This window comes from Ruegeria sp. AD5 (assembly GCF_056542345.1).
In genome coordinates, this window is sequence record NZ_JBQFZR010000001.1 from 1,718,784 (window position 1) to 1,741,839 (window position 23,056).

At 58.7% G+C, this 23,056-nt stretch carries 19 protein-coding genes; 6 read left to right on the forward strand and 13 right to left on the reverse strand.

The window, feature by feature from the left end; genetic code table 11:
- Positions 1-30 precede the first annotated feature (30 nt).
- From arfB to ACR0JG_RS08305, 5 genes are all read right to left on the reverse strand, one after another.
- Positions 31-450, reverse strand: a complete 420-nt coding sequence (gene arfB / locus ACR0JG_RS08285; RefSeq protein WP_170394928.1) for an alternative ribosome rescue aminoacyl-tRNA hydrolase ArfB — start codon at positions 448-450, stop codon at positions 31-33.
- Between the two features lie 263 nt (positions 451-713).
- A complete protein-coding gene (locus ACR0JG_RS08290; protein ID WP_170648883.1) occupies positions 714-1,361 on the reverse strand; it encodes a queuosine precursor transporter in 648 nt (215 codons plus the stop codon).
- A 91-nt stretch (positions 1,362-1,452) separates the two neighbouring features.
- Complete coding sequence (locus ACR0JG_RS08295; RefSeq protein WP_480568910.1) at positions 1,453-2,337, reverse strand: esterase-like activity of phytase family protein; 885 nt, start codon at positions 2,335-2,337, stop codon at positions 1,453-1,455.
- On the reverse strand, positions 2,310-3,173 hold the full coding sequence (gene mepA, locus ACR0JG_RS08300; RefSeq protein ID WP_170515195.1) for a penicillin-insensitive murein endopeptidase: 864 nt from the start codon (positions 3,171-3,173) through the stop codon (positions 2,310-2,312). The genes ACR0JG_RS08295 and mepA overlap by 28 nt, the downstream gene beginning before the upstream one ends.
- On the reverse strand, positions 3,170-4,537 hold the full coding sequence (locus ACR0JG_RS08305) for an MFS transporter (protein ID WP_480568913.1): 1,368 nt from the start codon (positions 4,535-4,537) through the stop codon (positions 3,170-3,172). The genes mepA and ACR0JG_RS08305 overlap by 4 nt, the downstream gene beginning before the upstream one ends.
- A 133-nt stretch (positions 4,538-4,670) precedes the next feature.
- Here ACR0JG_RS08305 and ACR0JG_RS08310 point away from each other — a divergent pair, with 133 nt between their 5' ends.
- From ACR0JG_RS08310 to yaaA, 3 genes are all read left to right on the forward strand, one after another.
- Positions 4,671-4,958 (forward strand): YggT family protein, encoded by a 288-nt coding sequence (locus ACR0JG_RS08310; RefSeq protein WP_170394943.1) that lies wholly within the window; start codon positions 4,671-4,673, stop codon positions 4,956-4,958.
- 78 nt (positions 4,959-5,036) lie between these two features.
- Positions 5,037-7,076, forward strand: a complete 2,040-nt coding sequence (gene recQ / locus ACR0JG_RS08315; RefSeq protein ID WP_480568916.1) for a DNA helicase RecQ — start codon at positions 5,037-5,039, stop codon at positions 7,074-7,076.
- 33 nt (positions 7,077-7,109) lie between these two features.
- On the forward strand, positions 7,110-7,880 hold the full coding sequence (gene yaaA, locus ACR0JG_RS08320) for a peroxide stress protein YaaA (protein ID WP_480568918.1): 771 nt from the start codon (positions 7,110-7,112) through the stop codon (positions 7,878-7,880).
- On the opposite strand, the gene ACR0JG_RS08325 is transcribed toward yaaA, so the two are convergent.
- The 6 genes from ACR0JG_RS08325 to ACR0JG_RS08350 all read right to left on the reverse strand — a co-directional run bounded on the left by ACR0JG_RS08325 (position 7,877) and on the right by ACR0JG_RS08350 (position 17,300).
- On the reverse strand, positions 7,877-8,332 hold the full coding sequence (locus ACR0JG_RS08325; RefSeq protein WP_480568921.1) for a VOC family protein: 456 nt from the start codon (positions 8,330-8,332) through the stop codon (positions 7,877-7,879). The genes yaaA and ACR0JG_RS08325 overlap by 4 nt on opposite strands.
- 9 nt (positions 8,333-8,341) lie before the next feature.
- Positions 8,342-10,555 carry a response regulator gene (locus ACR0JG_RS08330; RefSeq protein WP_480568924.1) on the reverse strand — a complete coding sequence of 738 codons (2,214 nt, stop codon included), beginning with the start codon at positions 10,553-10,555 and terminating at the stop codon, positions 8,342-8,344.
- Positions 10,556-10,622: 67 nt separating this feature from the next.
- Entirely contained in the window at positions 10,623-12,665 is a 2,043-nt protein-coding gene (locus ACR0JG_RS08335) for a hypothetical protein (RefSeq protein WP_480568927.1), read from the reverse strand.
- On the reverse strand, positions 12,662-15,424 hold the full coding sequence (locus ACR0JG_RS08340; protein ID WP_480568930.1) for a DUF4159 domain-containing protein: 2,763 nt from the start codon (positions 15,422-15,424) through the stop codon (positions 12,662-12,664). Before ACR0JG_RS08340 ends, ACR0JG_RS08335 begins: the two co-directional genes overlap by 4 nt.
- Positions 15,421-16,296, reverse strand: a complete 876-nt coding sequence (locus ACR0JG_RS08345) for a DUF58 domain-containing protein (protein WP_480568933.1) — start codon at positions 16,294-16,296, stop codon at positions 15,421-15,423. The genes ACR0JG_RS08340 and ACR0JG_RS08345 overlap by 4 nt, the downstream gene beginning before the upstream one ends.
- Positions 16,293-17,300, reverse strand: coding sequence for an AAA family ATPase (locus ACR0JG_RS08350; RefSeq protein WP_170394959.1), 1,008 nt, complete (start codon positions 17,298-17,300; stop codon positions 16,293-16,295). Before ACR0JG_RS08350 ends, ACR0JG_RS08345 begins: the two co-directional genes overlap by 4 nt.
- A 64-nt stretch (positions 17,301-17,364) precedes the next feature.
- Here ACR0JG_RS08350 and ACR0JG_RS08355 point away from each other — a divergent pair, with 64 nt between their 5' ends.
- Entirely contained in the window at positions 17,365-17,943 is a 579-nt protein-coding gene (locus ACR0JG_RS08355; protein WP_255611964.1) for a DUF1285 domain-containing protein, read from the forward strand.
- Here the strand turns inward: ACR0JG_RS08355 and ACR0JG_RS08360 are convergent.
- Positions 17,868-18,875: a DMT family transporter gene (locus ACR0JG_RS08360; RefSeq protein ID WP_480439074.1), complete on the reverse strand. Its 1,008-nt coding sequence runs from the start codon at positions 18,873-18,875 to the stop codon at positions 17,868-17,870. The two genes, ACR0JG_RS08355 and ACR0JG_RS08360, sit on opposite strands and share 76 nt — an antisense overlap.
- Positions 18,876-19,054: 179 nt before the next feature.
- Here ACR0JG_RS08360 and ACR0JG_RS08365 point away from each other — a divergent pair, with 179 nt between their 5' ends.
- Positions 19,055-19,810 carry a hydroxypyruvate isomerase family protein gene (locus tag ACR0JG_RS08365; protein WP_480568937.1) on the forward strand — a complete coding sequence of 252 codons (756 nt, stop codon included), beginning with the start codon at positions 19,055-19,057 and terminating at the stop codon, positions 19,808-19,810.
- 73 nt (positions 19,811-19,883) lie between these two features.
- A complete protein-coding gene (locus ACR0JG_RS08370; protein ID WP_170408576.1) occupies positions 19,884-20,114 on the forward strand; it encodes a DUF2798 domain-containing protein in 231 nt (76 codons plus the stop codon).
- 45 nt (positions 20,115-20,159) lie between these two features.
- Here the strand turns inward: ACR0JG_RS08370 and polA are convergent, their stop codons facing one another.
- Positions 20,160-22,961, reverse strand: coding sequence for a DNA polymerase I (polA, locus tag ACR0JG_RS08375; RefSeq protein ID WP_480568940.1), 2,802 nt, complete (start codon positions 22,959-22,961; stop codon positions 20,160-20,162).
- Positions 22,962-23,056 lie beyond the last annotated feature (95 nt).

The window sequence follows — 23,056 nt, forward strand, 5'->3', positions numbered from 1 at the left end:
AGAGTAGCAACGTGCAGCGAAACTGCCAGATCAATCTTCGGACACTTTGCCTCGCAGGGCTTTGACATCCGCGCGGGCTTTTTTAGCAGCAAGCCTTCGCTTGACCGAACCATAAGTGGGTTTGGTCGCGATCCTGCGCTTGGGATTGACCAAAGCCCGCGTGATCAGTTCAGCCAACCGGGCGCGCGCGATGTCGCGGTTGCGGGCCTGAGAGCGTGTTTCTTCACATTGAATGATGATGGCGCCGTCCTTGGTCCAGCGACGTCCGGCCAGCCGTTTCAGACGTGTCTTGACCGGATCAGGCAAGGAGGGTGAGCGCGCGGCCTCGAACCGCAGCTCAACGGCGGTGGAGACCTTGTTGACGTTCTGCCCACCCGGACCAGAGGACCGCACGAAGCTCTCGGTCATTTCCCAGTCTTGCAGGGCGATATCGTCGGTGATGCGCAACATGGATCGAACCTTACAGGGCGCAGTTGAAAACAAAAAGGGCCGCCCCGGCGGGACGGCCCTTCGAAAGTTCAGGAGGTTGGGTCGGTTAGATCAATCGACCAGCCGGAGCGAGCGCTCCGCCAAGGGCTGCCTTAACAGGCGATCCCCCCGGTTGTTCCAACACCTCTCTCCAATCTCTTTCTCGACACTGGATCACCTCCTTTTCTATCTGTTGCGGTTAACTCTGAGCCTGGCACAAGATGCGCCAATCTCAAAGCACTTTTTTATGCAGGCTGCGCGGCGGTCAAACGGGCAACAATCACCTTGAACGGAATCAGGGCGATTAGCGCCAGCGACAGTTTCACCAGCCAGTCGGCGAAGGCCAGCGTTACCCAGAGCGGGGCCATCGGGCCGCTTAGCATAAACGGCACAGGCTCCCACGCCCAGTTGATCGCTGAATCTGCATTGGCACCAAAGACGGTAACCGAGGCCGAGAACGCCAGGGTAAAGAAGATCGCGGTGTCCAGCGCCGAGCCAACCAGTGTCGACACCAGCGGTGCGCGCCACCAGCGGCCACCACGCAGTGAGTTGAACACAGTGACGTCGGTCAGTTGCGCAATCAGGAAGGCGGTGCCCGAAGCGACTGCGATGCGCAGCGGCACGGCGGCATAGGTGAAGCCGTCACCCTGCAGCATGATCTGGCTGCCGATCAGCGAGCAGATGATACCGGTGACAAAACCGGCGAATACGACCTTGCGGGCCGGACCCACGCCGTAGACGCGGTTCATGATGTCGGTGACCAGAAAGGCCAGCGGATAGGTGAAGGCACCCCAGGTCAACAGACCGTCAAGGATCAGGAACTGGACCAGAATGTTTGAGGCCACGACGATCGAGGCCATGGCAAGGATGCCGGGAATAAAATTGCGTTGCATTTTCAGATGCCCGTTTTGACAAGGTAGCGGCGACTTGGCCCCAGGCTCATCCCGAGGCAGGCCGTGCGTTTAGACCTTTGTCTGCGGCCTGTCAATCAGGCAGCAAGTATTCCACCAACTCGGTACGTTGCAAGGAACGAAAATTGTCGTCCGATACCATGGTTGCGCGCAACCGCCCGTTCTGATCGCGCCAGACCGAAAGACCCTCCAGATTGTCATGGGCCCCGGTAGCGGTTTCAAACAGCGTTTCTTCGGCCTTGGGCACGTCGCCAGAGATCACCCAGCGTCGCAGGCGTGAGCGGAAGCCGATGAAAGCCACCGCACGCTCTAACACATAGAGCCTCCCGTCGGGCCCGAAATCCGCTGCAACCGGTAGGAACTTTCCACGGGGCGGCAACACAAAAGGCGCTGACCAGCGTGCGCCATCCCAGCGATAGACCGGTATATCGCCTCGAACAGTGCGGGTCTTTTCGGTCAGCGTATACAACTGCCCGCGACCATCTATCGCCAGCGCTTCAAATGAGCCGTTGAGGTCCATATTCAGGAACTCTCGCGGGCGCGGCAGAACCCGTCCATTGGCGTCGGGGGCAGTGTAATGCACGACTCGGTGAACGCCTTCGAACGAGACGTAAACGCTGCCATCTGCAGCAACGGCGAGCCCTTCGGAATCCCCTGCCCTCCCCTTCAAGATACGGCCTTTGCTGGACAGGATCGGCCACTGGTCAAGGATTTGGATGTTTCTGATCGTATCTTGATCTCGTTCAATCCGCGCGGTGATCAGTGTTGACCGGTCACTGATAGCGACCATGTTCCGCCCGTTTTCTGAGATATGAATCGCCGAAAATCCACCGAACCAGTTGGCGTTGTCGCGCCAGACATAGCTGTCCAGCAGCGAAGCCTGCTTAAGCTCCACCGCCTGAACAGTCCCTGCCAGCAGAAGCGCCGTGATCAGTTGGATTGCAGAACGGCGGTACATTGCTGGGGTAGATCAGCCAGACGAAACTCACGACGCTTTTTCGGTGCTGGTGCATTTGGATCAGGTGGCGGTGGGTTCAGAATATTGCGCACCCATTGCTGTGCCTCGGCGCAACCATCACCCTTGGGTGGTGGGTCCTGATTTACACAACCTTTCGATCCTTTCGGGCATTTCAGCCGCACGTGGAAATGATAGTGATGTCCCCACCACGGCCGGATCTTGCGCAAGTAGGCTTTATTGCCCTTCTCGTCATTGCACATCTGCACCTTCGCACCCGGGAATACGAAGATCCGTGCAACGCGCTTGTCCTTGGCGGCTTCGCGCAATACCGCATGGTGCTGCTTGGTCCAGTTGCCGTTTACATACGCGCCGTTCGCGCGGCGCAGGGATATAGACGAGATATTCTCGCGTGCTTTGCGGCTTAGGCGCATGTTATCGCCCGGCAGCATCCAGATATCGATATCCAAACCCAACTGGTGCGAACGATGGCCCGAGGTCATCGGCCCACCCCGCGGTTGGCTGATATCCCCGATATAGAGACCATTCCACCCCGGTTGTTTCGCGGCAAACCGGCTGAGATCCTGCACATAGTCGATCGCCTGAGGATGCCCCCAATTGCGATTGCGCGACAGGCGCATGGCTTGCCAAGTTGGCCCGGTTTCAGGGAGTTGCACCGACCCGGCGGCGCACCCGCGCGAATAACTGCCGAATGCGGCGGACTTTTGCTGCGACCCCACCTTCTGGGCTCCGAATAACTGTTTGGCCAAGGGCTGTGCCGTGGCCACGCCTGCCAGTGCTATTGCGGCCAGAACGGCCAAAAAACGTAGTAAAATCATCTGCTCTGATCCCCTTCCGGTTTCACCCAGCGCATCAGGACTAGGCCCAGAATAAACAACAGAATGATCGGTGACACCCCCAGTCTTGCACTACCGGTCGCTGCTGTTGCTAGTCCGATCAATAGCGGCGCCGCAAAGGCGGTCGCCCGACCCGAAAGCCCGTACAGCCCAAAACTCTCGACCGGGGTGGCGGGATCAGTATGGCGTACCATCAATGAACGGCTGGCGGATTGCAGAATACCTCCCATGCCGCCGATCAGAACTCCGCACCCGAAGAACGCCATGTCCGGCAGACCCGAGCCTAAGGGCAATGAAATTCCGTAGATCTGTGTTCGATCCATCGACACAACCGTTACGCAGACAAAGATCAGAACCCAAATCGCAACCAATATCACCGGTTTAGGGCCGTATTTACGATCCATCTTGCCTCCGATCCACGCAAAGATGGCCGAGGCCAGAACGCTGACAATTCCGAACACGCCGATCTTGATCAAATCCCATTCAAGCACCAGCCGTGCATAGACGCCTCCGAAACTGTATAGCCCGTTCAACGCGTCGCGATAGAACATAGAAGACCCCAGATAGGTCGCCAGACTGACCCGGTGACGCAGCGCCGCCACGGACTTGCCCAGCAAGCGCAGCGCCTCACCCACGCTACCCTGTTTGTTGGTCTCAGGATCATCCCGAACCCACAGGAAATACGGCACCATGAACAACACGAACCATCCCGCGGTGAAGGGGCCGACAAACCGCGTCCCTTCACGCGTTGCCGCATCCAGCCCGAACAACGGATCCATACCAATCAAGGTCTTGCCGTTGGGCTGTTCAACAAACAGCGCCAGCATGATGGCCAGCGACAACAGGCCTCCGAAATAGCCGAAGGCGAAGCCCGAACCTGAAATCTCGCCCACTTCTCTATCGTCACCCAGATCGGGCAACTGAGAGTTGATGAAGATCAGTGCATATTCTGCGCCCACAAAGCCCAGACCAAAAGCCGACAGCATCAACCACATGTTCGAGCCATCGGGCATCGTATACCACAACGCGGCAGACCCCACCGCGTACATCACCGAAAACCCGAGAATCCACGGGATGCGCCGACCCGAAACATCCGCCATCGCGCCCAAAAGGGGCGCTCCGAACGCGATGATCAGCCCAGTTATGGTCAGGCAATTCGCCCAGACGGTCTGCGCCTGCGCCGCCGCAGCATCGGTGTCTAATCCGGTATTCGCATAGTATTGAGCCGCCACCCCGGCGAAATAGGGGCCAAAGACAAAGGTCACCAGCAATGTATGGAACGGCTGGCTGGCCCAGTCGAAAAACCACCAGCCCCAGATGCGCTTACGCTTGGAAATCTCCGCCATCTCTGCCCCATATTATTATTGTTGCGATCATAAGACGGGGCTTTGGGTCAATTCGCAAGCGTTCTGTTGGGGCGCACTTGCTCTTTGCGGCTGTGACGCTTAGGTCTCAGGGCAATTGACGAACGGAGTGCCCATGCTGTCGCTGATCCAAATCCTTCTGCTGATCCTGGACATTGTCTGGTTCATCATCCTTGCCCATGTGATCATGAGCTGGCTGATCAACTTCCAGGTGCTGAACCTGCACCAGCAACTGGTGGCGCAAATCTGGTACGGACTGAACCGTTTGTTAGAGCCGATCTACGGCCCCATTCGCCGCATTCTGCCCGCCATGGGCGGTCTGGATCTGACCCCTCTGGTGGTGCTGATCGGGGTCTATGCGTTGCGGATCATCCTGATCAACAACGCAGTCTATTTCTACTGACCTCTTGTTCACCGAATCTTAGTATGTGATGGTCCTGTCTTAAGAGCAGATAAACCATAAAACAGGATCCTCCGTCGCATGTTCGACTCCGCACCCTTGTTGCGAGACGTTTTCGGATTCGACGACTTCCGCCCCGGTCAGGAAGAGATCGTCGACGCCGTGACCGCAGGTGAAAACGTGCTGGCGATCATGCCCACTGGTGGGGGCAAGTCCTTATGTTTCCAATTACCTGCGTTGCTGCGAGACGGCGTGACTGTTGTGATCTCTCCGCTGATCGCCTTGATGCGCGATCAGGTGCGTGGGCTGCAGGAAGCCGGTGTCGAGGCGGGCGCGCTCACCTCGGGCAACACCCCCGAAGAAACTGATGCGGTGTGGGACGCATTAGAGGCTGGACGGCTCAAGCTTCTGTATATGGCGCCCGAGCGTCTGGCCGCCGGGTCGGCGCTGGGGATGCTGCGCAGGATCAACGTCAATCTGATCGCGGTGGATGAGGCCCATTGTGTCAGCCAATGGGGCCACGATTTCCGCCCTGATTATCTGCGGATCGGAGAGCTGCGGCGCGCTTTGAATGTTCCCCTCGCCGCGTTCACCGCGACAGCGGATGCGGAAACGCAGGACGAGATCGTCGAAAAACTGTTCGACGGTGTCGCGCCGCGCAAATTCCTGCGGGGGTTCGACAGGCCCAATATCCATCTGGCTTTTGCCGCCAAGGATGGACCGCGCAAACAGATCCTCGATTTCGCTGCCGCGCGCAAAACCCAGTCCGGCATCGTCTATTGCGGGACCCGCAACAAGACCGAGGTGCTGGCGCAAGCCCTGCGCGCCGAAGGTCACACGGCCTGCCACTATCACGGCGGGATGGAGGCCGAGGATCGCCGCATCGTGGAAGCTCGCTTTGCGCGCGAGGACGGACTGATTGTCGTCGCTACGGTCGCCTTTGGCATGGGTATCGACAAGCCGGACATCCGCTGGGTCGCCCATGCGGATTTGCCGAAATCGATCGAGGCCTATTATCAAGAAATCGGTCGCGCCGGACGCGATGGTGGACCAGCCGAGACCCTGACCCTGTTCGGGCCTGACGATATCCGACTACGACGCTCACAGATCGACGAAGGGCTAGCCCCACCTGAACGGCGCATGGCGGATCATGCGCGTCTTAACGCGCTGCTGGGATTGGCCGAAGCACTGAAATGTCGCCGCCAGACCTTGCTGGGGTATTTTGGGGAACAGGCTGAACCCTGCGGCAAGTGCGATCTCTGCGACAACCCGCCCGAGGTCTTCGACGGCACAACGCCCGTCCGCATGGCTCTGTCCGCCATTCTACGCACCGAGGAATGGTTCGGCGCAGGTCATCTGATCGACATTCTGCTTGCCAACGACACCGATAAAATTCGCGCACGGCGACACGACAATCTGTCCACCTACGGCATCGGCAAGGACTGGTCGCGCCCACAATGGCAAGCGATCTTCCGGCAGATGATGGGCCATGATTTGGTGCGCCCCGACCCTGAACGCCACGGCGCGCTGCGTATGACAGAAACCGCCAAACCCATCCTGAAAGGAGAGGCGCAGATCGATCTGCGCAAGGATACCATCCGCAAAGCCACCCGACGACCCGCTGTCAAATCGATGGTGTCCGAGGAAGACGCGCCGCTGCTCTCGGCGCTCAAGGCCAAGCGGCGCGCACTGGCCGAGGCCGCTCGGGTCCCGGCTTATGTCATTTTTCCTGATCGCACCCTAATCGAGATGGCAGAAACCCGACCTGCAAATCTGGATGACATGGCGCGGATCAGCGGTATCGGGTCAAAGAAACTGGAGCGCTATGGTTCCACTTTCCTTGAGGTGCTGACCGGCGCGGTAGAAGAATTGCACCCGGCGCGGCGCAAGCTTGCCGGCCGCAATCAGGGCGACATTTACGATCAGTTGCTTGAGGTTCAATCGCAATTGTCGCGTGGCCCCGACGGGATCGACAAACCGCTAAGCTGTACGGCCTCGCAACTGGCGAAAGTGGCGCAACTGCACCCGGATGATCCACGAGCGATGGAGCAGGTTCTGGGTGACCGTCGTCACGAAAGGTTTGGCGCGGCGTTTCTGGACGTGCTGCAACAGGCGGGCTAGATACGCCTGAACAGGCGAGAAACGAGGGCGGATATGCTGGTAGTGATTTCCCCGGCCAAGCGGCTGGATTGGGCAGAACGAAACGTCGAATTATCCCAACCCGATTTTCAGGATGATGCGATCCGCTTGTCGAAGACCGCACGCAATCTGACATTGGGCGATCTGAAAAAACTGATGGACCTGAGCGATGATCTGGCCCGCCTGAACCGCGACCGGTATCGTATGTTCTCGGACGCGCCCGATGCGGAGACGACGCGCCCTGCCGCACTGGCGTTTGCGGGCGATACCTATCAAGGGCTTGAAGCCGCATCGCTGGATGCCGACGAAATGGCCTGGGCACAGGATCACCTGCGCATTCTGTCCGGGCTTTATGGCGTATTGCGCCCGCTGGATGCCATACAGGCCTACCGGCTTGAGATGGGTAGTAAACTGAAAACCAGACGCGGAAAAAACCTGTACGAATATTGGCGTGATCAGCTAAGCAAGGTGCTGAACGCGCAGGCCGCCGAAACTGACAGCAAGGTTCTGGTGAACTGCGCCAGTCAGGAATACTTCGGCGCGGTCGACCTGAAGGCACTGAAGCTGCCCGTTGTGACCCCGGTCTTCATGGAGGACAAGGGCGGCACCCCCAAGATCGTCAGCTTCTTCGCCAAGAAAGCGCGCGGTGCGATGGCACGCTACATCATCCAGCACCGCCTGACCGATCCCATTGGCCTGTTGGATTTCGACAGCGGTGGTTATGAATACAGGGCAGATCTGTCTGACGACTACAAACCTGTGTTTGTTCGCCCCTATCAGGCCTAATCGAGCAGTGAAGAGTCGTAGGCTACAAGCTCAACGGTGTTCCCTTCGGGGTCTTGGGTGAAGATACCGCGCCAGCCGATCCAGCCAAAATGCTCGACCCGATAAGGCTGGTCGATCTGGTCGTACCAGCGCATGACAGCATCCTGTTCGACAAAGGGCAGCGACAGCGCGATATGGTGCAGGGCCGAGGCGCCCCCTGTTACTGGCACTGCCGCGCCAGTCTGGCCCGATCCACGCTCAGAGCCAACAGACTGGTGAAACAGGGCCAGCACCTGTGTATGTCCACCAAACCCTTCGGCAATCCGAAAAAAGGTGATGGCGCTGTTATGGTCGCCTTGCAATCGCTGCAACCCGATCACCTTCTCATAGAAATACACCATTGCCGCCATATCGGCGCAGCGAATTGCAATCTCACCCAATCCCCGGGGGCGAAAACCGCGCTCATCTGACATAAATCGATCCTATTCCGTACTTTCACCTTCTGCACCGACCAATTGGGCATCGGCTGGACGATGTTCCAGTATCATCTTGTGGATCAGTTTCTTGTGCAACGGTTTGGTCAGATAATGATCAAGCCCGGCTGCCAGTATGCCCTGATCATCCCCTGTCATGGCATGGGCCGTCAGGGCCACTATGGGAACATGTCGATCCGTTCCGATCTCGCGCCGCCGGATTTCACCCGTCGCCTCTTTCCCATCCATCTTGGGCATCGAGATATCCATGAAAATCAGGTCCGGGTCGAAACTGGCGAAGGTTTCGATCGCCTCCAACCCATTGGAGACGAATTTCAAATCGATCTTCAGATCTTTGGTCATCTTTTGAAGGATCAGTTGATTGGTTCGATTGTCCTCGGCTGCCAGAACCCGCATCAGCCTCTGATTCTGCGGAACTTGCGCATGAGTCTCGGGTTCAGCGACGCAGTCGTCACTGCGATCCGACTTGAATACAGGAGCACCCAGCGCCATCAGCCGTGAATACAGCTCGGCGCGAGGAATGGGCTTTTGCAACACGCCGTCAATCAGGCGATGGGCCGGGTCGGCATGAATCACACCCGGATTGGCCGACATCACCACAATTGGCAGATCACCCCATCCTTTGTCGCGCAGTGTTGTGGCGAGTTCCAGACCGTCCATGTCCGGCAGATCGTGATCGCACAGCACCAGATCAATAGTTTTGCCCATTGCAGAAAGCGCTTCAGCCCCTGTTGAACAGGTGAGCGCCTGAGACCCAAGGCGGCTCAGTTGCTTGGTCAAAATGGCGCGGTTGACGGCCATATCCTCGACCACCAGAACCTGGCCCAACTGCCCCGCCAGATCGGGCGGAACGGGCTGCGGACCTTCGGCCGTGGGCAGCGTGATACGAAAACCAAAGCAAGATCCTTTGCCCGCGTCGCTTTCGACCCAGACGGCACCGCCCATCATCGAGATCAGCCGCTTGGTGATTGCCAGCCCCAAACCCGTGCCTTCGAATTGGCGGTTCTGAGCATCCTCAACCTGATTGAATTCACCAAAGATGTGCGGGACCTTGTCGGCTTTGATTCCGATACCCGTATCCTCGATGGCCACGTGGATGTCGCAGGTTTCAGTTGTCGCGTCGGGAACGCCGGTCACCCGAATAAGGACATGGCCCTGCGCGGTAAACTTCACTGCATTGCCGACAAGGTTGGTCAGAATCTGCCGAATCCGCCCCGGATCCCCCACAAAAAGCGTCGGCAGGAACAGGTCATAGTCCACCAGCAAGGTCAGGCCCTTGTCGCGTACGCTGGGTTGCAACAGCATCGCGACCTCAAGGATACAGCGCTCCAAATCGAACTGTTCGGGGTGCAGCGTCAACTTGTCGGCCTCGATCTTGGAATAGTCGAGAACATCGTTGATGATGACCAGCAAAGCCTCGCCCGAATTGCGAATTGTGCTTACATAGAGCCTTTGTTCTTCGTTCATCGGGGTTTCGGTCAGCAATTCGGTCATACCGACGATCCCGTTCATCGGCGTGCGAATCTCATGGCTCATATTGGCCAGAAAGGCGGATTTGGCGCGGTTTGCGGCCTCGGCCCGTTCACGTGCAGCGTTTAGCTCGGCCTCATGCCGGACCGAGGCTGTGATGTTCAACGCCAGGCTCAGCACGTCACCGCCGTGGCCCCGCTGATCAATCAGCCGGATATATTGGCTGTTCCACAACTGGATCACCTCGGGTTCGGGGTGCGGTTGCGCCCAGCGTGCAAGCATACGCGCCTGCCAGTCCGCGATATTCTCCGCGCCGATGTCCACGATCCCTTCATGGGTCAGAATTTCGAGAATACGCGTGTAGCTGATCCCCAGCGCGACCTCTTCCAGCCCATCGAAAACGCTTAGGTAAGCGGCGTTGGCACCGATCAGTGTGTTGTTGCCGTCGAAAAAGGCAAACCCGTCAGGGATGGTCTGGATCGAATGCCACAGGCGGCGTTCAGCCACTTCGATCTTGGCATTGGCTACGGTCAGATCGGATTTGACCTTTTCGTTTTCATCGCGAACCGTCGCAACCTCGGCCTGAGTCTCATCGATCTGACGTGTCAATGCGATAGCATGACGTCCCAATTTGCGGTTGGCAGCAGACAACTCGGCCTGTTTCAGATGCAACAACCGCTCGGCCGCCAGTCGTGCGCGCCGTTCCTGCGCCAGTTTCTCAGCAAGACTCATGTAAAGTTTTCCCGCGATAATCTGCTCAGAGCATCGCGGTAGAGCATGAAAAAGTGCTTAAGCAGCGTTAGCGACGTCCCTCGCGCAACCAACCGGCCAAGAGGAACCCACCGGCCAGCAACAGCACCAGCCAGGGTGGAAGCAACCCGGCCTGTGTAACATCGCGGGTTTCATAGGCGTCGCGCGGGGTCAGACCGATCCAGCCCCGACCTGCTGCCGGTCGGCCCGCACGGACATTCCGGATTGAGGGCAGACCCTCTTCCAACCGGATCGTTCCTCCGCGCAGGCTGGCCAGAACGGGTCTTAGAATCTCATCGGTCGCGATCGTGCGCTCGAATTCCTTTGGTGCAGCAGGACCAAGACCGATCACGGCAGAATGCGCACCCTCTTCCAGACGGTACAGGCCAATTTCAGGGCCGAAGTACTGCGCCTCGAACCGACCGGGCGAGACTTCGTTTAGCGTAATCTCCAAGGTGTCGCCATTGGGGGGGGTGACGGTGACTGGGCCAACCTCATCCTCCAGCGTTTGACGGATAATGCGCATGGACTGGCCGTTCGCTTCGGCCCACAGCGCCTCTTCCTCAAGCTCGGGTTCTTTCATCATCCAATGCGCCAGCCTGCGGAGTAGTTCCAACTGCGGGCCACCGCCCTCAAAGCCGCGGCTCCATAGCCAGGCGTGGTCTGATGCCATCAGCGCCACACGGCCTTCACCCACGCGATCCAACAGCAGCAACGGACGATCATCCACGCCGGTCATGAGCATATTGCCGGACAGCTGGCTGACATCGATCTGGCGCAGCCAAGCGCCCCAAGTCTCAGCATCGCCCAGATCAGCGGTAACCGGATGACGCTGGCCCAGATCGGTGACCATGGGCACGTACCGTTCCTCGTAAACCCGCGCACTGGGTTTTGCGGGCAGGACCGGCCCAAGCGGGGATCGGTACAGGCTGTCAGCCGTGGCAAAATCAGGGCCAGCAGCGACCAGCACCGCGCCACCATTGACGATATAGTCGCCAACATTGTCCAGATAGATCGCAGGCAGGATGCCGCGCCGCTTGTAGCGATCAAAGATGATCAGGTCGAAATCATTGATCTTCTCCAGAAACAACTCTCGCGTTGGGAAGGCAATCAGTGAGAGCTCATCCACCGGTACGCCATCCTGTTTTTCCGGCGGCCGGAGGATGGTGAAATGGACCAAATCAACCGAGCTGTCAGATTTCAGCAGGTTGCGCCAAGTACGCCCGCCCGGATGCGGCTCGCCCGATACCAGCAGAACACGCAGGCGATCCCGCACACCGTTCATCTGGATCAGAGCCGTGTTGTTGCGGTCAGTCAGCTCACCCTCGGCCTGCGGGACCGTGAACTGGATGACGTTCCGACCACCATGCGGCAGCGTGATCGGGAGCTCGACGTCCAGACCGATTGGAATGGTGAACTGCTCGGGTTCACCTCCATCGACGGATATCTCAAGCGGAGCGTTAGTAACTCCAGCAGGCGCAGCGCCAGTATCTTCGACGCGCAGGGTCAGGGTCACGGGCTCACCGATAATGGCGAAGGCTGGGGCGTTACGCACGATCAGGCGCCGATCCCAATCGCCTTCGCGCCCGGTCTGCAACAGATGCATTTGAGCAGGTAGGTCGGGTGCCAGGTCTGCATCATGAACGATGCCGTCTGACACCACGACAATGCCCGCAATCCGCGCACGGGGTTCTTCGGCCAGCGCCGCGTTCAGCGCAGCCATGACCTGCGTGCCCTCGTCACCATCGCCGTCACCAACCTGGATGCGGCGCAGCTCGGTATTATCTCGGGCTTCGATCTCGGTCGCGAGGTCGTTGGCAGCCTGAGCAGTCTGTTCGGCACGATCCGATAGGGTTTGACTGGCGCTTTCATCTTCGATCATCAACACGATGTCGGTAAGCGGCGCACGATCTTCGACCTGATAAACAGGACCGCTAAGCGCCCCGAGGATGACCAAGGCCGCCAAGCCGCGCAGGGCCCAGCCCGACAGACCGCGCCAAAGCGCCAGAACCACACCTGACATGGCAATCAATGCCACGGCTGCCAGAAACGGCCACGGGATTAGCGGGTCAAAGATGACGGTTCCGGTCATTGTCCCAACCTGTCCAAAAGCGCGGGCACGTGAACCTGATCGGATTTGTAATTCCCGGTCAGCACATGCATTACCAGATTAACCCCAAACCGATTGGCCAACTCGCGCTGTCGTTCTCCGGCATAACCGCGACCCACGGGCAACAGGGACTGACCGTTGCGATCCACCGCCCAGGCCCCGGCCCAGTCATTACCGCCGATCACCACCGGGGTCACGTTATCGTTGAGGTTTCGGAAGGGCATTCCTTCGATCTGCTCGGCATCGGGTGGCGCGGCTTCGACCCAGACCTCGGTGCCAGAATATCGTCCGGGGAAATCCTGCAGCAGATAAAAGGCGCGGGTCAGGACATGATCACGCGGGACAGGCTCTAATGAGGGGATATTCAACGGGGCGGCCAGTTGTTGCAGCTTGCGCCCATTGGGGCTGGACGTCCCGAAACCGGCGATATCGGCGTCGCGCGTATCAAATAAAATCATCCCGCCCGAACGCAGATAGGCGTTCAGCTTTGCATAAGCTTCAATCGAGGGCTGCGGCTGGTCCGGAGTAACAGGCCAATAGAGCAGCGGAAAGAATGCAAGCTCATCACGTTCAAGGTCGATGCCAATCGGGTCGGCGGGTTCGACCGAAGTGCGAAAATGCAGCGTCTGCACCAACCCGCGCAGCCCGGCCAGCGCGATATCGTCGACCTGAGCATTCCCGGTAAGTACATGGGCCAGCACAAGCTCATGCGTCGCGTTCAATGCAAAATCGGTGTCTTCAGGGGTCTGTGCCCGCACCTCGGGGGCAAGGAACAGGGCAGCAAGCGCAAATGCAACAGGGGCTGCCTTGGCCAAGCGCCCCGACAACGCCAAAGACGCAATCACATCGATTGTCAGCAACAACAGTGCAAGGCCAAGCAACAGCCCTTCCAACGGAGTCTCATTGCTGATCTCCTGACCCCGGATTGGGACGTCAGACGGCCAGATCACCGGGGATAGTACAGCATCCTCGGCAAGAACATTCCGCGCCAGTTTCTGCTTGCCGTTTTCATAAAGCCCCGGGCGCAGGTCCGGCCCGATTTGCCCAGAAACCAGTTCGACTCCATCGACACCGGGCAGCGTTCCTGCGTCAGTCAAAACACCGAAGCCATCCATTATTTGAATCGGCTCCCATACGGTGCCCTGCATCTGAGCCTCTTGACGCGATTTGGCAGCAGAGGCAACGGCAAGCCGGTCGAGCATTTCGACAAACAGCCCGGACAGCGGCAGGCTGGACCATTCCGCATCAGCCGTGACATGGAACAGAACCACCTGCCCCAGCCCCAGCGGTTTTCGGGTCACCAATGGTGTGCCATCCGACAGTGACGCAATGACCCGATCCGCCAAATTAGGGTCTGGTTGTGCCATGACCTGAGTGGTCACAGAGACGTCCGCAGGAATCTCCAACCCATAGAACGGCGAGTTTTCAGTGAACGGAGCAAGCCCCTTCGCTTCACCCCAGCTCATGGCGCCGCCGACCGAGCGGCCACCGCTACGAAGTCGAACCGGCAACAGTGCATCCTCAGTATCGCGCCCCAGATCGCTGGCGGCCATGCGTGGGCCGGCAAAGCGCAGCAATAGGCCGCCCTGTTCAACCCATTCGACGACTTCAGCCTGTTCCGACTCGGACAGCTTGGCCACATCCGCCAATACGATCACATCCGGGTTAGCGGGGAGAACCTCGGCCAGGCCGCCTTCGACAAAATCAGCGGTCGGAATCAGCACCTGTGTCAGGTAGTGAAGCGGCGACAGTAACTCTAACCCTTCGCGGTTCAGGGTACCTGCGATCAATGCCACTTCGCGCCGACGCAGGCTGTCATCTGTCAGTGTAATGGCGCCGGCAGAGCGCTGGCCTTGAATCTCGAACCGTGTAATGCGTGCGCGCAGTTCCGATGGAAGCGCAAGATCAATTTCCGCCTGCGTAGAGCCGTTTTCGAACTCAAGATTGGTCGATTGCAGCACCCGCATTGCTCCTGCCGGGTCGCGCCCTTGCGCCAGAACGGTGACTCTTTCCTCTGGTCCTGGATTAGCGCGCTGTACGCTGAGTCGGATTGCGCCGTCCTGATAGGTGGCGGGCAAGATCGCGGTAACGGGTGCAGAGGATTGGTAGACAATCACGTCCCCACGCGCCTGAAGGGCAGAAGTCAAACGATCATGGCCGACATAGGACAGACGGTCGCTGAACCAATGGGTGTCGAAGCCACCTTCAACCTGTCCCAACGCGATCAGAGTTTGGTCAATCTGCGCTTGGGTTGGTTGCCACGGCATCGGTGTAAGGCCCGGCAGACGCCCACGCCACGCCTCGGCGGCCTGAAACACAGGTGCCTCAGGCTCAGTCAGACGCAAGATCGACACAGGACGACCCGCCCGCCCGGCTTCCGTCAATTGCGCATCAATCTGATCAAGTGTCGAGGACCAACGTGTCGCGCCCCCCCAGCTTGCATCCAGCACCAGCAGAAGCGGCCCAGATCCGGTCTCATCGCGTGAGGGGTTCAACACCGGCCCTGCCAGCCCGATGATGATCGCTGCGGCTGCCAGCATCCGCAGTAGCAGCAACCACCATGGTGTACGGTCCGAAACGCTTTCATCATCCTTAAGGCCCAGCAACAAGGTAACCGCAGGGAACAGTCGGCGGATCGGCGCAGGCGGAACAGCGCGCAGGATCAGCCACAGGATCGGCAGGGTCAAAAGGCCCAGCAGCACCCATGGCGCGGTAAAGCCGATGCCTGCAAGAACCGTCATTGCGCACCCCCATCTAAGGCGCGATAAAGCCACAACAGAGCCGATTGAGCACTGTCACCGGTGTGATGGAGCCCCATCTGCCATCCGGTCGCACGACAAAGCTGCGTCAGCGCGTCCTTGCGCGCCGCTAAGCGATCCAGATAACGATCGCGCAAATCAGCGGCCTTCAAGGTTTCATGTCGAGCAGTGCCACCAACACTTTCAAAAATGGTACGCCCCGAATAGGGAAAGGACTCCTCGCTGGGGTCCAGAACCTGCAGCAACACGCCGCGCACGCCCCGGTCAGCGGCTTTGGTAAGGGCCAGCTCGACCTCGTCCAGCGGCCCAAGAAAATCCGAGATAAACACCGCACGCGCATGCGGGATCATGGCGCGGTGTTCGGGTGGCGCGTAATCGGTTTGCGCATCTTCAGACCAGGCTTGGGCCAGCCGAATGATCTGAGCATTCCCCCTGCGCGGGGGCAGCGTCGTGCCAGTCAGACCAACGCGCTCGCCGCCACGCACAAGCAAGATAGCGGTCGACAGCCCCAGCAGGCGCGCACGATCGGCCTTGGTCGGCAAGTTCTTGTCCGAGGCAAACCGCATCGACGCGCCCTGATCGACCCAAAGCATGATCGACTGTGCAATCTGCCATTCGCGCTCACGTACAAACTGCTGATCACCACGGGCCGAACGGCGATGGTCGATCAACCGGCGACTGTCGCCAATCTGCGCAGGGCGGTACTGCCAGAAATCATCCCCCAGACCCGAGCGTCTCCGCCCGTGATCGCCCAATAACACGGTTCCGGCCAGATGCTCGGCACGCGCCAATAACGGCGGCAACCGGGACGCCTCGGCCTCGGAGCGTTCGCGTAGGGTCTGGGCGGCGCTCACGCCGCGGCCTCTGTTCGGACCAGCCCAGTAGCGGTGGACTCAATCAGGTCAGAGAGACTGTCACCACGTGCCCGCGCCGCGAAGTTCAACGCCATACGGTGGCTGAGAACCGGACGGGCCATGGTCAGAACATCCTCGGCATTGGGGGCCAAACGGCCTTCCAGCATCGCATTTGCGCGCACGGTCATCATCAGAGCCTGCGCAGCGCGCGGTCCGGGACCCCAGGCAACAGTTTCCTTCACCCGCTCTGACACACCTGCCTCATCCGGGCGGAAGGCGCGGACCAGATCGAGGATCAGTTCGACAACCGACTCTCCTACAGGCATCCGGCGCAACAGAACCTGTGCGGCCAGCAATTCTTCTTTGGTGAAAATCTGATGCGCCTCGGCTTCCTCAACACCCGTGGTAGCCAGCAGAATATCACGCTCGGTCTGGCGATCCGGATATTCCACGTCGACCTGCACTAGAAACCGGTCCAGTTGAGCTTCGGGCAATGGATAGGTCCCTTCCTGCTCAATCGGGTTCTGCGTTGCCAGCACATGGAACGGTACGCCCAATTCGCGGTCTTCGCCCGCGACTGTCACCGTACGCTCTTGCATCGCCTGCAACAGTGCCGATTGAGTCCGGGGACTGGCACGGTTGATCTCATCCGCCATCAGCAACTCACAGAAAATCGGGCCGGAGATGAACCGGAAATGGCGGCTGCCATCTTCGGCAGTATCCAGCACTTCCGAGCCCAGAATATCAGCGGGCATCAGGTCCGGCGTGAACTGGATGCGGTTGCCATGCAGGCCCATCACGGTCGAAAGCGTCTCGACCAACCGCGTCTTGCCCAGCCCCGGCAGACCGATCAGCAGCGCGTGACCGCCGCACAAAAGCGCGGTCAGGGTCAGGTCCACGACCTTCTCCTGCCCGATAAAGCGGCGGGTGATCGAGGATTTGGCCTCTTGCAGCTTGTTTTCCAGCGCTTCGATCTCGGACACGAGGTCGGCAGGTTCGGACATGAGGTTCCCTTCCGTGGACTGTTATGATTGAAGTGTATCGCGCTGAGAGGAAATGGCAAAAGCAATGAGCGGACAAAAACCCGTGACCCCTTCACCAGACGGTCTGGCGGCTTCGGTCAAAGCGGCCAAAACGCGGGGTTTGCCGCCCGTTCACCTATGGAATCCTCCGTTTTGTGGCGATCTGGACATTCGGATCGCCAAAGATGGTACTTGGAGTTATCTAGGGTCACCGATCAACAGGGTCGAGCTTGTTAAGCTATTTTCCTCAATTCTTAAGAAAGAAGAGGGTAGGTACTTTCTCGTCACTCCCGCTGAAAAGGTGGGAATCACCGTCGAGGATGCGCCGTTTGTTGCCGTTGATTTTGAGCATGAGGGACAAGGCGAAGCCCAACGTCTGACTTTTACGACGCAAGTGGGCGATACAGCCATCGCCGGGCCCGATCACCCGATTCGCATTGTCCTAAATACGGAAACTGATGAGCCTTCACCCTACATATTGGTGCGCGCGAATCTTGAGGCGCGCATTGACCGCAAGAGCTTTTACCGGTTGGTCGAGATCGCCAGACATCACGACGGTTGGTTTGGTGTCTGGTCGGACGGCCAGTTTTTCCCACTGATCGCATCCGATGTGCTAGAGGATTGAACCGGTCGCGGTTTGCGGTCCTGCGCCAGCACGACCGCAAGCGCCACCAGCGACGCGCCCAGCGCGCGGGTCCAGTTCCAGTCCTCGCCCAGCGCCATCATGATCACCATCACATAAAATGGCGCGATATTGATGTGGAATGACGCCAGGGCGACCCCTAGTTTTCCCACTGATGCTATGAAGAAAAATTGGCTCAGGCCCAGTGAGAACAGTGCGTAGAACACCAACATACCCATCTGCGCCACATCTACGGGGCGTGTAGGCAAGACCTCTAGCCCCAGCAATCCGGCTAACGGCACCAGAATGGCTGCGGTCGACAATCCTCCGACCAATGTAATGGTGCTACGGCCCAACTGGCTAAGCTCGGGGAAGTCGCGCGCAGTGGCCATGCTGGCCCAACAGAACAGCGCGGTAGACACCACTGCGCACATCGCGCCCAGTCCTAATTGTGCCGGTGCCACCGCGCTGGTGGCAATCAGGCCGCCAATGATTGAAATCACCAATCCCAGCGCAAAGCTCCAGCGCAATCGCCGCGTTCCCGCCACAAGCTCCATGATCGTAGCGATCAAAGGCGCACACGAGGCGATAATGGCAACGGTAACTGGGTCGGTCAGCTTCTGCGCTACAAGGATCAGGAACATCCCCGACCCTAGCCCCAAACCGCCGACCAGGAGGGCATGGCCCCAACGGGCGCGCAATACCTGAGCCGGTCCGTCCAGAATCAGCCAGATTGGTACCATGACCAACACCGCAAGAGACATCCGTGCCGCGAACAGTGCGATAGGTGGCCAGCTTTGCAATAGGATCTCAGCCGCCGGGAACCCCGCCGCCCACGTCAGCATCGAAGCCACCGCCAGCGTATTTCCGGTGAACGCGGTCTGTCGACCGTCAGATACAGCTATAGCGGTCCCGCGCGCGGGTTCAGGGCTCATGGCCATCGTGATCAGACCTTATTGTTGGCGCGGCCCTCGCAACGGGATACCGCTTGAGCCTGATGGTCCCTGATTCGAAAGCCTTTATCTGGCCGATTTTCGACAATCTGTCGTTTTCAGTCTCTTTCACGTGGCCGTCGTGATCGCTAGGCTCTGCAAAGTTCGACACCGGATGCCCGATGCCCAGATTTGCCGCCAATCTTTCACTGCTGTTTGCAGAACTGCCCTATCTCGACCGGTTTCAAGCCGCCGCGCAGGCCGGGTTTACGGCTGTTGAAATTCTCTTCCCCTACGACCTCGCAGCCAAAGAGACCCGCCGCGCGCTGCTGTCCAGCGGGCTTGATCTGGTGCTGATCAACGCCCCGCCCCCGAATTATACCGGCGGTGAACCGGGTTACGCCGCCATGCCCGGCAGCTCCGACCGGTTTAAGTCCGATATCCGGCGCGTTCTGCGCTACGCGGATGTGCTGCGGCCAGAGATGATTCACGTTATGTCCGGATTTGCTTCTGGTCCCGATGCCCTGCGTTGTTTTGTCGAGAACCTGCAATGGGCGGCAGATCTTGCGCCGGCACAGCGGTTTACAATCGAACCGCTCAACCCCGTATCGCAACCTGGTTACTTCTTGAACAATTATGATCTGGCCGCCGAAGTGCTGGACCGCGTCGACCGCGCAAATGTCGGCCTACAATATGACAGTTTTCATGCACAGATGATCCACGGCGATGCGCTGGCGATTTGGCACCGTTTTCAGCCCCGTATTGTCCATGCACAGATCGGGGCTGCGCCGGATCGCTCGGAACCCGGGCTGGGTACAATGGACTTTGCCGCGTTGTTTGCTGCGATGGACCAGTCGGATTACAGCGGCTGGGTCAGCGCCGAATACAACCCCTCAACTCGGCGGACTGAGGACTCACTGGCTTGGATACAGTATTAAACCCTATATGAACGCTGGATTTTCAGACTGAAATGGCGCAATTGAGGGCATCGACACGCCAAGGATGCCCCGCATGATATCTGCCCGCTATGCCAATGCCCTGTTCGCCTTGATCATGTCCGGCCTGATGTCCTGCGTCGTCACCGGCATTGCCACGCTCAAAGCTATCGGCTTCAGCCCTTCAACACTCGGAGACTGGATGGCCTCTTGGGCCTTTTGCTGGCCTATCGCCTTTACCGTCATCCTGACGCTGGGCCCTTTCGTAAAACGCCTGATCGCCCGCCTGGTCAGGCCAGAAGCCTGACCCGCTGCAAAGAGGGCCCGCAGGGCTTGATGAGCAGCGCCGCCCCTAATGGGCCTCGGCCCAGTTCGCGCCTTGTCCGGCATCCGCGACCAGCTTGATATCCAGCTTCACTGCCGGATCAGCCGCCCCTTCCATCACCGCGCGCGCGACCGAAATGGTTTGATCCACAGCCTCTTCAGCCACTTCGAACAGCAGCTCGTCATGCACCTGCAACAGCATCTTGGCGGGCAAGCCGTTGATCGCATCCGGCATCCTCACCATCGCGCGCCGGATCACATCTGCTGCCGTCCCTTGGATCGGAGCATTGATCGCAGCACGACGCGAGAACCCCGCATGCGGCCCCTTGGCATTGATCTCGGGTGTATGGATTTTCCGGCCGAACAGGGTCTGGACATAGCCATTCTCTTTGGCAAACGCGATCGTGTCGTCCATATAGCGCCGGATGCCGGGGAAACGTTCGAAATAGCGATCGATGAAACCCTGCGCATCCGCCCGGGGAATGCGCAGATTGCGCGCCAGCCCAAAGCCCGAAATGCCGTAGATCACACCAAAGTTGATCGCCTTGGCCTGACGACGGATATCCGGCGTCATCTCGTCCAACGGAACATCAAACATCTCGGACGCCGTCATTGCGTGAATGTCCAATCCATCCGCAAACGCCTGTTTCAGGGTCGGAATATCGGCGATATGGGCCAAAATCCGAAGCTCAATCTGGCTGTAATCAAGGCTGACCAGCACATTGCCCGGCTCGGCAATGAACGCCTCACGTATGCGCCGACCTTCCTCAGTCCGCACCGGAATGTTTTGCAGGTTCGGATCGGTCGAGGCCAAACGGCCCGTATTCGCCCCCGTAATCGAATATGACGTATGCACCCGGCCCGTATCAGGATTGATATGGGTCTGCAGCGCGTCCGTATAGGTCGATTTCAGCTTGGAGAGTTGCCGCCAGTCCAGCACCCGGCGCGGCAGTTCATGTTCGGTCGCAAGGTCCTCAAGAATGTCCGCCCCGGTCGAGTACTTACCGGTCTTGCCCTTCTTGCCGCCCTCAAGCCCCATTTTGTCGAACAGGATTTCACCCAGTTGCGCTGGCGAACCGACGTTAAAGTTCTCACCCGCCAATTCGTGGATTTCAGCCTCTAATCCGGCCATCTTCTGCGCAAATGCATTTGACATTCGGCTGAGAACATCGCGATCGACCTTGATGCCATGCATCTCCATTTCTTTGAGAACCGGCACCAATGGACGTTCAAGTGTTTCATACACCGTCGTCACCTGCACCTGATGCAACTGCGGCTTGAACAATTTCCACAGGCGAAGGGTGATGTCCGCATCCTCGGCAGCGTAGGCCGTGGCCTCGTCAATCGGCACCTTGTCGAAAGTGATTGCAGACTTGCCCGAGCCAAGCAGAGGTTTGATGGGAATCGGCGTATGGCTCAGATAGCGTTCAGATAGCGTATCCATGCCATGCCCATGCTCACCGCCATGCATGGCGTAGGACATCAGCATCGTGTCGTCGATGGGGGCGACGTCGACGCCATATCGCTTAAAGATTTTGGCATCGTATTTCATGTTCTGTCCGATCTTCAGGATCGACGGATCCTCAAACATCGGTTTCAGCAAGTTTAGAGCCGCATCCAGCGGCATCTGTCCATCGGCCAGCGCATCCGATCCGAACAGATCATCGGTCGCGCTTTCACGGTGAGTCAACGGGATGTAACAAGCCTCACCCGCCTCGACACATAGCGAAATCCCGACCAAATCGGCGATCATCTCATTCAAGCCGGTGGTCTCGGTATCCACCGCAACCCAGCCGCGCTCGTAGGCCTGATCGATCCATTTCTGCAATGCCGCAGCATCGCGCACGCATACGTATTTCGATGCATCAAATGGGACGTCTTCGGCCTGTGACTCCGCCTCAGGCGTGGATATCTCGGGGATGACGGGGGACTCGACGCCCAGCTTGTCAGCAATGCGTTTGGTAAGCGTACGAAATTCCATCTCTGCCAGAAACTTCATCAAAGTCTCAGCATCGGGATCCTTCACCTCAAGGTCATCCAGAGTGAAATCCAACGGTGTGTTTTCGTCCAATTGCACAAGTTTCTTCGAAAGCTCGATCTGGTCGCGCTTTTCGATCAGAGTCTGGCGGCGCTTGGGCTGTTTGATCTCTTCAGCGCGATCCAGCAGGGTTTCCAGATCGCCATATTCATTGATCAACAGCGCCGCCGTCTTCACACCAATGCCCGGAGCGCCCGGTACGTTATCCACCGAATCCCCGGCCAAAGCCTGCACATCGACAACCCGCTCGGGCCCGACGCCGAACTTCTCAACCACCCCATCGCGATCGATCCGCTTGTTCTTCATCGCATCCAGCATCTCGACACCGCCGCCCACAAGCTGCATCAGGTCTTTGTCAGAACTGACGATGGTCACCCGCCCACCAGCCTCACGCGCCTGAACGGCGAGGGTCGCGATAATGTCGTCGGCTTCATAGCCTTCAAGTTCTTTGCAGGCGATGTTGAACGCCCTGGTGGCTTCGCGAGTCAGCGGCATTTGCGGGCGCAAATCTTCGGGCATCGCTTCACGATTGGCCTTGTAGAGATCATACAGATCATTACGGAACGTATGCGAGCCCTTGTCGAAGATCACCGCAACATGGGTCGGCGCATCCGGCCCGGCGTTCCCTTCGACATATTTCTGCAGCATATTGCAGAACCCCGATACCGCCCCAATCGGTAGCCCATCCGATTTCCGCGTCAACGGCGGTAAAGCGTGATAGGCGCGGAAGATAAAGGCTGATCCATCAATCAGATGCAGATGGCAGCCTTTTCCGAATTGGGTGGTGGTCATATTAGGCTCCTGCGCTGGGTTGCGCCAAGTTGTACAGAAGGGCTGCACGAAAGACGAGGCCACCTGGCCAATTCGTTGCGACCTAATTTGCCCGT

Coding starts and splice junctions, on each gene's coding strand:
- arfB (WP_170394928.1), bottom strand. CDS start 450: ATGTTGCGCATCACCGACGATATCGCCCTGCAAGACTGGGAAATGACC.
- ACR0JG_RS08355 (WP_255611964.1), top strand. CDS start 17,365: ATGAGCGGACAAAAACCCGTGACCCCTTCACCAGACGGTCTGGCGGCT.
- ACR0JG_RS08295 (WP_480568910.1), bottom strand. CDS start 2,337: ATGTACCGCCGTTCTGCAATCCAACTGATCACGGCGCTTCTGCTGGCA.
- yaaA (WP_480568918.1), top strand. CDS start 7,110: ATGCTGGTAGTGATTTCCCCGGCCAAGCGGCTGGATTGGGCAGAACGA.
- mepA (WP_170515195.1), bottom strand. CDS start 3,173: ATGATTTTACTACGTTTTTTGGCCGTTCTGGCCGCAATAGCACTGGCA.
- ACR0JG_RS08310 (WP_170394943.1), top strand. CDS start 4,671: ATGCTGTCGCTGATCCAAATCCTTCTGCTGATCCTGGACATTGTCTGG.
- ACR0JG_RS08290 (WP_170648883.1), bottom strand. CDS start 1,361: ATGCAACGCAATTTTATTCCCGGCATCCTTGCCATGGCCTCGATCGTC.
- ACR0JG_RS08370 (WP_170408576.1), top strand. CDS start 19,884: ATGATATCTGCCCGCTATGCCAATGCCCTGTTCGCCTTGATCATGTCC.
- ACR0JG_RS08335 (WP_480568927.1), bottom strand. CDS start 12,665: ATGACCGGAACCGTCATCTTTGACCCGCTAATCCCGTGGCCGTTTCTG.
- ACR0JG_RS08305 (WP_480568913.1), bottom strand. CDS start 4,537: ATGGCGGAGATTTCCAAGCGTAAGCGCATCTGGGGCTGGTGGTTTTTC.
- ACR0JG_RS08360 (WP_480439074.1), bottom strand. CDS start 18,875: ATGAGCCCTGAACCCGCGCGCGGGACCGCTATAGCTGTATCTGACGGT.
- ACR0JG_RS08365 (WP_480568937.1), top strand. CDS start 19,055: ATGCCCAGATTTGCCGCCAATCTTTCACTGCTGTTTGCAGAACTGCCC.
- polA (WP_480568940.1), bottom strand. CDS start 22,961: ATGACCACCACCCAATTCGGAAAAGGCTGCCATCTGCATCTGATTGAT.
- ACR0JG_RS08325 (WP_480568921.1), bottom strand. CDS start 8,332: ATGTCAGATGAGCGCGGTTTTCGCCCCCGGGGATTGGGTGAGATTGCA.
- ACR0JG_RS08340 (WP_480568930.1), bottom strand. CDS start 15,424: ATGACGGTTCTTGCAGGCATCGGCTTTACCGCGCCATGGGTGCTGCTG.
- ACR0JG_RS08350 (WP_170394959.1), bottom strand. CDS start 17,300: ATGTCCGAACCTGCCGACCTCGTGTCCGAGATCGAAGCGCTGGAAAAC.
- ACR0JG_RS08330 (WP_480568924.1), bottom strand. CDS start 10,555: ATGAGTCTTGCTGAGAAACTGGCGCAGGAACGGCGCGCACGACTGGCG.
- recQ (WP_480568916.1), top strand. CDS start 5,037: ATGTTCGACTCCGCACCCTTGTTGCGAGACGTTTTCGGATTCGACGAC.